This is a genomic window from Alcaligenes faecalis, from assembly GCF_002443155.1.
Taxonomy (GTDB): domain Bacteria; phylum Pseudomonadota; class Gammaproteobacteria; order Burkholderiales; family Burkholderiaceae_B; genus Alcaligenes; species Alcaligenes faecalis.
In genome coordinates, this window is sequence record NZ_CP023667.1 from 2,706,829 (window position 1) to 2,721,017 (window position 14,189).

At 55.9% G+C, this 14,189-nt stretch carries 10 protein-coding genes; 4 read left to right on the forward strand and 6 right to left on the reverse strand.

What is annotated here, in order from left to right; all coding sequences use genetic code 11:
- From rbbA to CPY64_RS12750, 4 genes are all read right to left on the reverse strand, one after another.
- Positions 1 to 2,742, reverse strand: a complete 2,742-nt coding sequence (gene rbbA / locus CPY64_RS12735) for a ribosome-associated ATPase/putative transporter RbbA (protein ID WP_042487179.1) — start codon at positions 2,740 to 2,742, stop codon at positions 1 to 3.
- 3 nt (positions 2,743 to 2,745) lie between these two features.
- Entirely contained in the window at positions 2,746 to 3,825 is a 1,080-nt protein-coding gene (locus CPY64_RS12740; protein ID WP_042487176.1) for an HlyD family secretion protein, read from the reverse strand.
- Complete coding sequence (locus CPY64_RS12745; protein ID WP_080723811.1) at positions 3,822 to 5,327, reverse strand: efflux transporter outer membrane subunit; 1,506 nt, start codon at positions 5,325 to 5,327, stop codon at positions 3,822 to 3,824. The genes CPY64_RS12740 and CPY64_RS12745 overlap by 4 nt, the downstream gene beginning before the upstream one ends.
- Before the next feature lie 136 nt (positions 5,328 to 5,463).
- Positions 5,464 to 7,218, reverse strand: coding sequence for a PHA/PHB synthase family protein (locus tag CPY64_RS12750; RefSeq protein ID WP_042487173.1), 1,755 nt, complete (start codon positions 7,216 to 7,218; stop codon positions 5,464 to 5,466).
- Between the two features lie 471 nt (positions 7,219 to 7,689).
- On the opposite strand from CPY64_RS12750, the gene CPY64_RS12755 reads away from it, so the two are divergent.
- The 3 genes from CPY64_RS12755 to queC all read left to right on the forward strand — a co-directional run bounded on the left by CPY64_RS12755 (position 7,690) and on the right by queC (position 10,012).
- A complete protein-coding gene (locus CPY64_RS12755) occupies positions 7,690 to 8,355 on the forward strand; it encodes a TetR/AcrR family transcriptional regulator (protein ID WP_042487170.1) in 666 nt (221 codons plus the stop codon).
- Between the two features lie 254 nt (positions 8,356 to 8,609).
- Entirely contained in the window at positions 8,610 to 9,284 is a 675-nt protein-coding gene (locus CPY64_RS12760) for a 7-cyano-7-deazaguanine/7-aminomethyl-7-deazaguanine transporter (protein WP_042487166.1), read from the forward strand.
- Positions 9,281 to 10,012 (forward strand): 7-cyano-7-deazaguanine synthase QueC, encoded by a 732-nt coding sequence (gene queC, locus CPY64_RS12765; protein ID WP_042487163.1) that lies wholly within the window; start codon positions 9,281 to 9,283, stop codon positions 10,010 to 10,012. The genes CPY64_RS12760 and queC overlap by 4 nt, the downstream gene beginning before the upstream one ends.
- An 89-nt stretch (positions 10,013 to 10,101) precedes the next feature.
- Here queC and glyA read toward each other — a convergent pair whose 3' ends face one another.
- Both glyA and serC read right to left on the reverse strand, forming a co-directional pair.
- Positions 10,102 to 11,391: a serine hydroxymethyltransferase gene (glyA, locus tag CPY64_RS12770; protein ID WP_042487161.1), complete on the reverse strand. Its 1,290-nt coding sequence runs from the start codon at positions 11,389 to 11,391 to the stop codon at positions 10,102 to 10,104.
- 73 nt (positions 11,392 to 11,464) lie between these two features.
- Entirely contained in the window at positions 11,465 to 12,547 is a 1,083-nt protein-coding gene (gene serC / locus CPY64_RS12775; protein WP_042487159.1) for a 3-phosphoserine/phosphohydroxythreonine transaminase, read from the reverse strand.
- Between the two features lie 125 nt (positions 12,548 to 12,672).
- Here serC and pdxR point away from each other — a divergent pair, with 125 nt between their 5' ends.
- Complete coding sequence (pdxR, locus tag CPY64_RS12780) at positions 12,673 to 14,178, forward strand: MocR-like pyridoxine biosynthesis transcription factor PdxR (RefSeq protein WP_042487158.1); 1,506 nt, start codon at positions 12,673 to 12,675, stop codon at positions 14,176 to 14,178.
- The last annotated feature ends 11 nt before the right edge of the window (positions 14,179 to 14,189 follow it).

A 14,189-nucleotide genomic window follows, 5' to 3' on the forward strand; every position in this document is an offset into this window, starting at 1 on the left:
TCACTTCTCCTGCTTTTTCAGCAGCATGACTGCCGCGCCCAGGACCACCGGAATCGCCAACAACAAAGCGAACAAGGCACCATGCAAGTCCGAGAAAGCCAAGGCCTTGTTGAACACACCGCGGCTGATGTTGAACATATGCGTGGCCGGGTAGATCTCGCCCGCCCAGCGGCTGATTCCTTCCATGGAGGACACCGGGTTCAACAAACCAGACAGTTGTGTGGCAGGCAGCATGGTGCCGATCATGGCAAAGAACATGGCAGCGATCTGACTCTTGGTGACGGTAGACGCAACCAGGCCCATGCCGGTTGAAATCACACAGAACATCAAGGTGGCCAGGCTAAGGGTCAGGAAGCTACCCTTGATCGGAACATCAAAAACCGTGATCGCCAGCAAACACATGCATAGAAAGTTGATCATCGCCAGGCCAATGTAGGGAATCTGCTTGCCCAGCAAGAACTCCACACGCGTCACCGGCGTGACGTACAGATTGATGATGGAACCCAGTTCTTTCTCGCGCACCACCGATAGCGCCGTCAGCATGGCCGGCAGCATCAGCAAGAGCACCGGAATCACGGCGGGAACCATGGCCGGCAAGCTCTTGACGTCCGGGTTGTAGCGGTAACGGTCCTGGATACTGGCCGGTACCACCAGGGCCCCCGCCCCCAAGCGTTCCTTGGCCTGTGTCACCAGCCATTGCTGGTGCATGGCTTTCACATAACCCTGGATAGTCTCGGCACGGGTAGGCATGGAGCCATCTACCCAGGCGGCAATTTCAGGATTGCTGCCACGTAGAACATCGCGCCCGAAACCGGGGGGAATCTCAATGGCCAGCGCGATCTTGCCGCGCCGCATCCTGTTATCCAGATCCTGATAGTCCGTCAACGGAGGCTGCTCCAGAAAATAGCGTGAACCGGACAGGTTCAAGGCGTAGTTCTGGCTGATGCTGGTTTGGTCACGGTCCAGCACGGCGTAGCGCAAATCCTCTACGTCCAGCGTAATACCAAAGCCCATCACGAACAGCAGAATCAAGGAGCCGGCCAAGGCCAAGGTGGCACGCACCGGATCGCGGCGCAGTTCCAGCGCTTCGCGCCAGGTGTAGCTCAACAAACGTTGCAGGCTAAAGCGATCGCGCTTGTCGCTATGCTCCTGCCCTTGGGCTGCGACGACTTGTTCTGTAGCGGGCTCCACTTCAGGTTCCGGACCACTGGCTTCCAGCAAATAGCCGATAAAGGCTTCTTCCAGATTCGCGGCACCCCGCTTTTTCACCAGATTGGCAGGCGTGTCGCTATCGAGCACCTTGCCGGCGTGCATCATGGACATGCGGTCACAACGCTCCGCCTCGTTCATGAAGTGGGTGGAAATGAAAATCGTGACCTTGTCGCGGCGGGACAGCTCGATCAGCAAACGCCAGAAGTTATCGCGCGCCACCGGGTCCACCCCGGAGGTCGGCTCGTCCAGAATCAGCAGCTCTGGCTTGTGCACCATGGCCACGGCCAAGGACAAACGCTGACGCATGCCCAGAGGAATGGCATCGGGCAGGCGGTCCAGAATCTGGCCCAGTTCAAAGCGTTCCACCATTTCAGCTACCCGGCCCTCCACCTCGTCCTCGGGGACGTGGAACAACTGGGCGTGCAGCACCAGGTTTTGTCGAACCGTCAGCTCGCTGTACAGGGAGAAAGCCTGCGACATATAGCCCACGCGACGGCGGGTATCAATATCTTTGGGATTCACCTCGTGGCCGAACAGCCAGGCCTGACCCTCGGATGCGGGCAGCAAGCCGGTCAGCATCTTCATGGTGGTGGACTTGCCGCAACCATTTGATCCCAGAAAGCCAAAAATCTCGCCACGACGAATACGGAAGGACACATTGTCCACGGCGGTAAAGTCGCCAAAACGAATCGTCAGCCCTTCGGCTTCAATGGCGATATCGTCTGCATCCACATCCAGCGGAGGGATTTCTACGGCCTTATGGCCTTGGCGCTTGTCCTCAGGCAAAAGGCGGATAAAAGCCTGCTCCAGACTCTTGCTCTCCGTGCGTTCCAGCAACTCGTTAGGCGAACCCGTTGCCAGAATCTTGCCGTCATCCATGGCGACCAACCAATCAAAGCGTTGGGCTTCGTCCATATAGGCGGTGGCCACGATCACGCTCATGCTGGGGCGTTCGATACGAATGCGCTCGATCAAGTCCCAGAACTGCTTACGGGCCAAGGGGTCTACGCCTGTCGTCGGTTCATCCAGCAGCAAAAAATCCGGATCGTGAATCAATGCGCAGCACAGACCCAGCTTTTGCTTCATACCGCCTGATAACTTGCCTGCGGGCCGTGTCAGAAAAGGATGCAGACCCGTGCTACGCGTCAGATCGTCAATTCGACGACGGCGCTCGGCAGCATCATGCCCGAACAGACGGCCAAAAAACTGCAGGTTTTCTTCCACCGACAAGGTGGGGTACAAGTTCTTGCCCAAGCCTTGAGGCATGTAGGCAATGCGCGGACAAATCTGGTCGCGATGGCTTTTTTCCGCCATATCGCCACCCAGCACTTCAATACGGCCTTCCTGAATCACGCGGGCACCGGCCAGCAGGGACAGCAAGCTGGACTTGCCCACGCCGTCAGGACCAATCAGTCCGACCATGCAAGCGGCAGGAACATCCAGGCTTAAACGATCCAGTGCGAGCGTGTCGCCATAACGCTGACTCAGCTCAACAACGCGAGCAACGGCCGCCGCTTGCTGCTTGGGCATGGTTTACTCCGTCAAGGTAGAAGTCAGCGACTCAGGCCAGCTGGCATTGGGGTCCAGCTTGACCCAGGCCACGCCGGGCAAGCCGGTCTTGACTTGCTCCAGGTGCTTTTTCAGCAGCTCGGGGGCGATCTGAGCCTTGACGCGAAACATCAGCTTTTGACGCTCCGAAGCCGTTTCCACACTCTTGGGGGTGAACTGGGCGGAGCTGGCCACAAAAGACACAGTTGCTGGAACCGGCATATCAGGAATGGCATCCAGAACCAGTCGCACCTCCGTACCCAAGGCCACCTTGCCGGCCACTTCGCTAGGCAGGAAGAAGGTCATGTATACATCGGACAGGTCCAGCACATTCAGCACACGGCCACCGGCACCCAGCACTTCACCGGGTTGGGCAACACGGAATTGCACACGGCCATCGCGGGGGCTGACCAGCTCACTGTCGCGCAAGTCGGCTTCGATACGAGCCACAGCCGCCTTGGCGGCTTCCACGGCAGACTGGGCACCAATCAACTGAGCCTTGGCAGCATTAATGGCGGCTTCTGCGGCATTGGCCTGAGCCTTGGTAGCGGCAACGGCAGCCTGAGCACCCCGCACACGGGCACGGTCATCATCCAGTTCCTGAGCCGAAGCCGCACCTTCTTTGGACAAGGTAGTAGAACGGGCCAGACGACGTTGAGCCGCATCCAGTTCCGACTCACGCTGACCAATCAAGGCTTTGGCAGCGATGGCATCGCTTTCGCGCAAGGCCACTTGAGCCTGAGAAGCCGCCACATTGTTTTCAGCCTGACGCAAACCGGCCACCGCTTCATCACGAGCCGCTTCAAGGCTGTCCTGCTGCATGATGGCCAGCACTTCGCCTTCTTTCACAAAGTCACCCTCGTGAGCGGCAATGCTCTGGATACGTCCGGCAAATTTGGTGGAGATATCAATCTCGGTCGCCTCGATACGGCCATTGCCGCTGACAAAGCCATCGCCAGGGCCGGTGTTGGACATTTTCTGCCATGCCCACCAGCCCAGGCCCAGAACCCCGGCAACGATTAGGACAGGAACAAGATTTTTTTTCAAAGAAGATTGTTTGCTCATAGCTGGCTCGAGGATGGATCCGAATTAGAGGAGGTATGGGTGTTGGTCAGGGGCTCGGCGGGGTCCAGCCCACCGCCCAGGGCGCTGTACATGGCAATCTGGCTGGCCAGGAGCGCACGGCGCGTTTGCACCACTTGCTGCTCCACATCCAGCAAGTCACGCTGCGCATCCAGCACTTCCAGATAGGCAGCCGAACCGTTGTCGTAACGCATCTGCGCCAGCCGGGCGCGCTCGGTCTGGGCGCCACGGGCCACCAGTTGAACTTCCAGCTGCTGGCTTAACCAATGGCGAGTCGACAAGGCATCCGACACTTCACGGAAGGCCGTTTGAATGGCTTTCTCGTACTCCGCGATACGCATGTCACGACGCACGTAAGAGACATCCAGATTGGCGCTGCGACGGCCACCATCAAAGATAGGCAGGGAAATCGTAGGAGCGAACATCCAGGCTTTGCTGCCGGAGTCAAACAGACCATCCAGCTCGGCGCTGGCGGTACCAAAATTGCCGGTCAAGGCAATGCGGGGGAAGAAGGCGGCACGGGCTGCACCGATGTTGGCGTTGGCAGCACGCAGCTTGTGTTCAGCCGCAATAATGTCAGGACGCCAGACCATCAAATCCGACGGCAAGCCGGGCGCCAGCTCGGCCAGCATGATGTTTTCATTCAAAGGCGCGCCTGTTGGGGACACACCCGGATCGGCGCCCAGCAGCTGTTGTAGAGCATGCAGTTGCACCGCACGTTGCTGTTCCAGCTGGGCCAGCATGGACTGGGCCTGCGTCAGCAAGGTTTGCACTTGCGTCACATCCAGCTTGGACGTTGCGCCTACTTCATAGCGACGGGAGAAAATGCGGTAGGACTCCTGGCGAGTCTCTACGCTTTTGCGGGCAATCCGCACACGCTCGTCCAGCTCGCGCACCACAATATAGTTATTGGCCACTTGCGAGACCAAAGCCACATGCACGGCTTGTCGGCCTGCCTCGGTAGCCAGCCAACCTTGCAAGGCGGCATCTTCCAGGCTACGTACACGGCCCCACAAATCCAGCTCCCAACTGGTCAGGCCGACCTGGGCACGGTAATCGCCACCCGTCACGGCCTGGCCGCTGGGGTTCATATCACCGGGCACACGCGAACGTGCAGTCTGACCATTCAAAGTGAACTCAGGAAAGCGTTCGCTGCGCTGCAAATTCAACATGGCACGGGCTTCGTCCACCCGTAACACCGCCACCCGCATATCGCGGTTATTTTCCAGCGCAGTCTCAATGAGCTTGCTCAGAACCGGATCTTTAAAGTATTCACGCCAGCCCAGATCACGCGCTCGCACCGCATTGGCCTGACCCGCGGACAGGTCCGGGTAGGCTTGTGGAACGGGGGAAGCGGGCTGTTCGTAATCGGGTGCCATCGAGGCACAACCCGCCAGGGCAAGCAGCAAGGCAGCCAGCGCGAAATGAGGGCGACGCGCAGCGCTTCGGTGCTTGATACTCAAATCGTAGGTCTGTGGGGCCATTGGAAAAATGCCTAATGAGAAAAAGGAGAACTGCCGTCAAGGCAAAACAGCACGTCAGCGACAGGCTTTGCGCCTGTTGCCGACATAAAACAGAGTGGCAAGCCCACTGCTTGGCGGGCCTGTACAAGCTGACTGCTTATTTCACTAATACGTATTGACCGGGTGCCGGGCAAACGGGGGCGTAGCCCTGTTTGGCCGCACCCATTTGCGGTGGTTTGACCTCCGCACCCGAGCGCGCTTTCAACCACTCAGTCCACGCGGGCCACCAGGAACCCTGATGCGAGGCCGCTTGCGCTTGCCAGTCGTCCACCAGAACGGGGGCGGTACCGGCTGCACGGGTATGTATCTGGTATTTGCGACGCGGATGACCCGGCGTGCTGACAATGCCGGCGTTATGCCCGCCGGTGGTCAATACAAAGGTGATCTCGGAAGGCACCAGATAATGCAGCTTGTAAACAGAACGCCAAGGTGCAACGTGATCGGAAACCGTGCCAACGCAAAAAACAGGCAAATTAACCTGCGCCAGAGAAACGATACGGCCTTCAACCGGATAACGGTTTTGACTTAAATCATTATTCAAATACATGCGACGCAAATATTGCGAATGCATGGTGGCGGGCATACGCGTAGCATCGGCATTCCATGCCATCAAATCATTTAAAGGACGACGTTCGCCTAATAAATATTTATTGACCATGGGCGCCCACAATAAATCAGCGGAGCGCAGCATTTGAAAAGCCGCTTCCATCTGATTGGCGCGCAAGTAACCCTCGTCGGCCATCTGGGCTTCCAGCAAGCTGACCTGGCTTTCGTCAATGAACAGGGACAGATCGCCCGGCTCGGAAAAGTCGGTTTGAGCCGCAAAGAAAGTCAGGGAAGCAAGCCTGTCGTCACCATCACGTGCCATCGCGGCAGCCGCAATGGCCAGCAAGGTACCGCCCAGGCAATAGCCGGTCGCGTGGATTTTCTGGCCGGGGACAATGGCGTTGACCGCATCCAGGCTGGCCTTCCAGCCCAGGCGAATGTAGTCGTCCATGCCGAAGGCATGGTCTTCGGCTAGCGGGTTTTTCCAGGACAGGCAAAACACCGTATGGCCTTGATCCACCAGGTATTTGATCAGGGAGTTTTGCTCGGACAGATCCAGAATGTAGTATTTCATGATCCAGGCCGGCACGATCAGGACAGGCTCGGGATGAACCTGCTTGGTGGCGGGTGTGTACTGAATCAGTTCAACCAGCTCGTTGCGCAGCACCACCTTGCCCGGCGTGACGGCAACATCTTTACCTACCACGAAATCCTCTGTGCCTACGGGCGGTTCGCCTGCAAACTGGGCCTGCATATCCTGCTGCCAGTTTTCCAGGCCACGGCTGAAGTTATCCCCTTGTTCTGCAAGGGTTTTATCCCACACCAGAGGGTTGGTCCAGGCGAAGTTGCTGGGGCTGAGCATGTTCAGCCATTGCTCGGCACCGAAGGCAATCAGCTTTTGATGATGGGGTTCAACACCGGCCACACCTTCCGTGGCGCTTTGCCACCACTGTTGCTGTGCCTTATAGGTTTGGCGCAGCAAATTAAAAGGCCAACGATCCCAGGCGGGATCGGAAAAACGACGGTCGGTATAGGCAGGGGCGGGGGCTTGTTCTGAGCGTTGCGAGGACAGCTGCGCTGATGCAGCCAGCTCTTCGCTCCATTCGCGAAACAGCTGTTCCCACTGATTTTGGGCCAACTGTCGTAGCTGCTCTTGTTTGCCGGGACTAAGGGCCAGATGGCGTATCCAGTCCATCCAGGCAAGAAACTGCGATTCGGGGGAGATGGAACTCCAGATACGAGCCCAGGCGGCTCGTGCGGATGCGTCTAACTGCTCAGTCTGATCAAGGGACTGCCTGCTAACCATTGCCACTCCGCAAAAAGTACATATCAAGAAAAAAGCAGATACGACTGCTTAGTCTTTTTAATAATACACCAGTTTACATCTAAACTTTTTGCATGCAGGCCTTTTAACAAAGAGCGATAAAAAACCTTTGCGGTAGATCAAGTTCATGACAGATAAAAAACCGTCCGCCCAAGTTGCATTCGTTGTTATACCGTGCTTGATATGAAATAGGGAAATGAAAAACAGCCAAAAAACAAATAAAGCTTCCTTGAAAAGGAAAGGCTTTTAAAAAAAAACAAAGATGCTGCAATTCAGTGAAACAAGAGGTAACTCAAACACATAGCAGAACTATTATTTCTCCAGCCATGTGACAAAACAAGCACAGCGCCGCGTCAAGCCCTCAAACCGCAGCCAACATGGCTTGCCATCAGCCCCAGACAAGCGGCCTGATATACTGCAAGCCCCATATCTTGCCCATCCACACAGGATGACATGACAGACACGCACCAAAATAAACCTCCAAAAAACGAAAGCACAAACAAGCGACGTTACCTGCCGTCGGCCGAGCGAAAACGTGAAATTCTGAAAGCCGCTTTTGAAGAATTTTCACACCGGGGTTTTCTGGGTACCTCGCTGGAACGCATCGCCGCACGCGCCGGTATCTCCAAGTCCGGAATTTACGCGCACTACAGCAGCAAAGATGAAGTGTTCGAGGACATGCTCCACAGCACACTGCTACCACCCGATGGCAATACCTTTGAGCTGTCCGATACTTCCGAGGCAGACACTCTGTCCTGTATCGTGGATGAGTACCTGCACCAGTTGTATGAACGCCTGTCCAACCCGGACGTGCAAGCCATGTTCAGGCTCTTGATGACAGAAAGCGGCCGCGTGCCGGATCTGGCCCATTATTGGGGCAAACAACTCCTGAGCCAGAACTACACGGCCAATCAGGCGTTTTTCGATCTGGGCATACAGCGAGGTCTCATCCGCCCCGACGTCAGCTCGTCCGACTACATCCTGGCCGCCTCCCCTTCCCTGATGTGGTTGATGGTCTTGCTGGTTCTGGGTCCACAGAACTCGCCCGTGCCCTTTGAACAAGTGCACCAGTTACACAAACGCTTGCTGATAGAGTGTCTGCAACCTACATCTGCCTGATAAGCACTGTTCATTCAGATAGAGGCCGCACAAGCTCGTTTACGTTGGCAAGCGAGCTTGTTTGAGCCTCTACAAGGCCCCTCCCCCTCTGATGTGCCATAAGCCTCATCAAGGCAGACGTATAAGCGCAGTGCTGCGGCGCGCTACACTTGTGCCCGTCAATCATTCCCTCGAACCGCAACTGCCCGTACAATAGTCGGTTGCAGTCCATTTTCAATGGGTTCCCTCACCCCATCCACCAAAAAGGTCCAGACATGACTCTGCCTACCGTGCCGTCTTCACGGCTGTCGTTCTATTTGCGACTTCTGATTGCCTTTCACATTTTTATTGTGATTGCCAGCAATTACCTGGTTCAACTTCCCATTGAACTGTTCGGCTTCCATAGCACCTGGGGAGCCTTCAGCTTTCCCTTTGTTTTTCTGGCTACCGACCTGACCGTGCGCTTGATGGGCAAGTCCGAAGCGCGGCGCGTGATTACCCGCGCCATGTTCCCGGCCCTGATCGCCTCTTATGTAGTCTCAGTACTCTTTAATGAAGGCCAGTTCAATGGCTTGCAGGCACTGGGCGAATTCAACAGTTTTGTATTCCGTATTGCCTTGGCCAGTTTTGCCGCCTACGTCCTGGGGCAGTTGCTGGACGTGCAGGTGTTTGATCGTATCCGTCGCGACTACAAGCAATGGTGGATTGCTCCGGCCGCGGCTTCCGTCTTTGGCCAGGCGCTGGATACGCTGGCCTTTTTCGGCATCGCCTTCTGGCGCAGCAGCAACCCCTTCATGGCCGAGCACTGGGGCGAGATCGCCGTTGTCGATTACGTCATCAAACTGGGCGTCAGCCTGCTGCTGTTTGTGCCCATGTACGGCGTGCTGCTCAACTCCCTGATCAGCACCATGAAGCGCCGCGCCCTGAGCACTGCACAGGCCAAAGCATGAAACCGCACACTCCCCGCCGCCGGGCACTGGTTTTATTTTCGGGCGGACAGGATTCAGCCACTTGCCTGGCCTGGGCCTTGGACCGCTTTGCCTTTGTGGAAACCGTGGGCTTTGACTACGGCCAGCGCAACCATTCGGAATTGCAGTGTCGCCAGACGCTCCGAGAAAAACTCTGCCAGCAATTCCCGCATTGGGCTGAACGCCTGGGGCAAGACCATGTGCTCGATGCCAGCGTCCTGGCTCAGATAGGCGGCAGCGCCATGACCGAGTCCATGACGATCGCCATGCAAGAGGACGGTCTGCCCAATACCTTTGTGCCGGGTCGAAACCTGCTGTTCTTTACTCTGGCTGGCGCCCTGGCCTACCGTCGGGGACTGGATACGCTGGTTGGCGGCATGTCTGAAACCGACTATTCCGGCTACCCGGATTGCCGTGACAACACGCTCAAAGCACTGCAAGTGGCATTGAGCCTGGGGATCGAGCGTCCACTGACCGTGGAAACCCCACTGATGTGGCTGGATAAAGCAGATACCTGGGAACTGGCCCACCAGTTGGGCTCGGATGCTTTAGTGAAGCTGATCCAGGAAGACAGCCATACCTGCTACCAGAACGAGCGGGAAACCCTGCATGACTGGGGATATGGCTGTGGGCAATGCCCTGCTTGTGAACTGCGGGCCCGGGGATATACAGACTGGCAAGCGCAAGGCGAGGCAACACGCCACCCATAACGCCTATATTCAATAAGGCAGCCCTGCGTTTCAAGCAGAATGAATACAGAAAAGCCCAAACGTTAAAACACCTGGGCTTTTTCTTTGAATTACAGCTGTGCTGGCTCCGTCTGCACTTGATACACGGGATAGCTTCGACACAAGGTCACGATTTTTTCACGGATCTCGTGCTTGATCGTATCCAGGGTGCCAGCCTCATAGGCATCGAGCACATCACACAAGTAATGCGCCAGCTGCTCGCAGTCCGCCACCGTAAAGCCGCGTGTCGTCACGGCGGGCGTTCCGATACGGATACCCGAGGTCACCATGGGCGAGCGCGGATCGTTGGGCACCGAGTTCTTGTTTACGGTGATGTAGGCATCTGCCAAGGCATCACTGGCCTCTTGCCCGGTGTAGGGTTTGGCCGACAAGTTGATCAGCATCATGTGGTTATCGGTCCCGCCTGAGACGATGTTATGGCCACGCTGCATCAATACCGCCGCCATGGCGCGGGCATTACGGACCACGTTTTGCTGATAGGTACGGAATTCCGGCTGCAGAGCCTCTTTGAAAGCAATGGCTTTGGCCGCAATCAAGTGCATCAGGGGGCCACCTTGCACGCCAGGGAAAACCGCGGAGTTAAGGCGCTTGTAGAAATCGTCGCTTTGCCCTTTAGCCATGATCACGCCACCGCGTGGACCGCGCAGGGTTTTGTGTGTCGTGCTGGTGACCACATGCGCGTATGGCAAGGGGCTGGGGTACTCACCCGCCGCCACCAGGCCCGCCACGTGGGCCATATCAACCCAGAACCAGGCACCCACTTTGTCGGCTATCTGACGCATGCGCGCCCAATCCTTCACACGCGAATAGGCGGAGAAGCCACCAATCAACATTTTGGGCTTGGTCTCGACAGCGATACGTTCCATCTCGTCGTAATCGATCAGCCCGGTTTGGATATCCACCCCGTAAGGAACAATATTGTAGAGACGCCCGGAAATATTGATGGGGTTGCCGTGTGTCAGGTGCCCGCCCTGAGCGAGGTTCATCCCCATCACCGTATCGCCCGGTTTAAGCAAAGCCAGGAACACAGCAGTATTGGCCTGCGCTCCGGCGTGAGGCTGCACGTTGGCGTAGTCGCAATCGAACACGGCTTTCAGGCGCTCGATAGCCAGACGTTCGGCCACGTCCACAAACTCGCAACCGGCGTAGTAACGCTTGTCCGGGTAACCCTCGGCGTATTTGTTGGTAAACACGGAGTTCTGAACCTGCATAACCAAAGGGCTGGCGTAGTTTTCTGATGCAATCAGTTCTACGTGATCTTCCTGACGGCTTTCTTCGCCCTGAATGGCCTGAGCCAATTCCTTGTCGAATTCAGCCAGGCTGAGTGTGTTGTCGTACATCGCTTTTCCTTAAAAAAATTTCTATCCACGTCGCGGCTACCTGCTTGGCCGCGTTGCAAAGCAGGCGCACGCCCTAACCGTGCGTGCGCTTGAACTCACGCATGAACTCTGCCAGCGCCTGTACCGCATCCAAGGTGACGGCGTTGTAGATGCTGGCGCGCAAGCCCCCCGTTGATTGATGGCCCTTCAAGCCGTGAAAGCCATTCTTTTGCGCTTCTTCGGCAAATAAATTATCTAAATTAGTTTCAGCAATATGAAATGGAACATTATTGATGGATCGATAATCAGGTAAAACATTATTGATATAAAAACCATCACTACCATCAATAAGCTCATAGAGCACTTGCGATTTTTTCTTATTTATTTTGTGCAATACTTCTATTCCACCAACGCGCTCAATCCATTCCAGCATCAAACCCAGCACATACCAGGAAAAGGTAGATGGCGTATTTAATAGTGATTGTTTTTTTGCCTGAATGGAAAAATCCAAAGCTTGTGGCGTACTAGCCAAAGGCTTGTCTAAAATAGCGGGATCAAGCAATACCAGCGTGACACCGGCAATTCCCATATTCTTCTGGGCTGAGGCGTAAACCAAAGCGTGAGACGAGATATCAAGCGGTTTTGACATCAGGCTGGAGCAGGCATCACAGACTAATGGAATAGGCGACTTGGGCGGTTTTGAAAATTGCAAGCCCTGTGCGGTTTCATTTTCCGTGTAATGCAAATAAGCCGCATCCCGATTAATATTAGATTCATTAATCTCGGGAATACGATCAAATCCAGTTTCATAAGAGCTGGCTATGATTCTGGCATTCCCATATTGCCTGGCAGCATTAGCTGCTTGTTCCGACCATAAACCCGTATGTATATAGTCCGCTGTGTTTGTTCGATGAAACAAGTTCATCGGTATTTGAGAAAACTGCAGGTACGAACCCCCTTGCAGGAGCAAGACGTGATAATCCGATGGAACAGCCAGGACACGACGCACAGCGGCGTCGGTACGATGGGCAAAATCCATGAAAGGCTGGGAACGATGGCTGATTTCCATCACGGACACCCCTGTGCCCGCAAAATCAAGCAGCTCATCACGTATTTGCAATAGAACATCCATTGGCAAGGCGCTGGGCCCTGCGCTGAAATTAAAGGGTCGGGACATACTTGCTGAGATCCTGTACAAACCTGAACGCCGGAACAGGCCCCCCTATTTCGGCAATGACAATCAAGTCTACGAGCACAATGGTCTGATTAGTCAGACCATTAATATTCTCTGGAGCAGACCGCATGACGCGTTCGTTTGAACTGGACACCTTGAAGATGCGTCTTAACGATGACGAACTTCAATCCCTGGATCTTCACCAGCGCATTCAGCGTGCCTTGCGGGCATTGATTCTGGATGGCGCCCTGGGTCCCGGGGTCAAGCTGCCTGCCACACGCTCCCTGGCCAAATCTCTGAGCATGGCCCGCGATACGGTTGAAAACGCCTATGTTCAGCTGCATCGCGACGGCTTTATCGTGCGACGTGAAGGCTCAGGCAGCTATGTTTCTGAATCGGTCGGCACGGAGCTGCGCGGCAGTGCCTACCGTCGCATCAAAGCCCAGGATCTGAAACGCAGCGTGATGGAACCCGGCACGGGTTTAAGCCGCCGGGGTCGCGCCGTGTTTGAAAGTGGCGGCATTGCCGATCAACAGACCATCAAGGCCTTTGCCACGGGTTTGCCAGAAACCCGCAACTTCCCCACCGATGTGTGGGAGCGCCTGCAACGTCAGGCCATGAAAGACTACCGGGCCAACATCCTGCTGCATGGCGACCCGCAAGGCACCGAGTCCCTGCGTAAAGCGATTGCCGTGTACCTGAATCTGGAGCGTGGTGCGAAAGTCTCTGCCGATCAAATTTTGATTCTGAGCAGCACGCGCCAAGCCCTGTTCCTGTGTGCGCAATTGCTGGTCGATGCTGGCAAACCCATTCTGGTCGAGAACCCCGGCTACTTCGGCGCCCGCAAAGCCTTTGAAGCGGCCGAGGCCCGTGTGGTACCGATTGGTGTAGACGAACAAGGTTTGCGCACCGATTTGCTCAATGAAGATCGCAGCGGCGCAAACTGTATTTATGTAACGCCCTCGCACCAGTATCCCACCGGGGCTACCATGTCCCTGGAGCGTCGTCTGGAACTCATACACTGGGCAGCAGAAAATGGCCGCTGGATTATGGAAGACGACTACGACAGCGAATTTCATTACGACGGGCTACCCACGGCATGTGTGCAAGGTCTGGATAAATACCAGCGCACCATCTACCTGGGCACCTTCAGCAAAACCCTGTATCCGGGCCTGCGCATGGGCTATATGGCCTTGCCGCCCGAGCTGGTCAAACCCTTTACCCAAGCCCGCAGCATCATGGATGGCCATACACCGCAAATCCTGCAACTGACGCTGGCGCGCTTTATGGAAGACGGGCATTACAACTCTCATATTCGCGCCATGCGCAAACTGTATGCCGGGCGACGAGAAATCATGCTGGAAGCCATCGAGCAGCACTTGCAAGGCATAGTCCGTGCAGCTCGACCTGAAGGTGGTTTGCAGATTCCCTGCTTTCTGGAGCCGGGCTGGTCAGAAGAACACACGCTGCGCCGCGCTTTGAGTGCGGGCGTTCAACTGCCAGGTTTGAGCCGTCTGTACATTGGTGAGGAAAAACAACAGGGCTGGTTGCTGGGCTATGCATCCCTGACCGCCTACGAGATCGAATCCGCCATGTTGCGTCTGGCCAACGCACTCCGCCAGGGCAAAGGCTAGGTCAGGAAAAA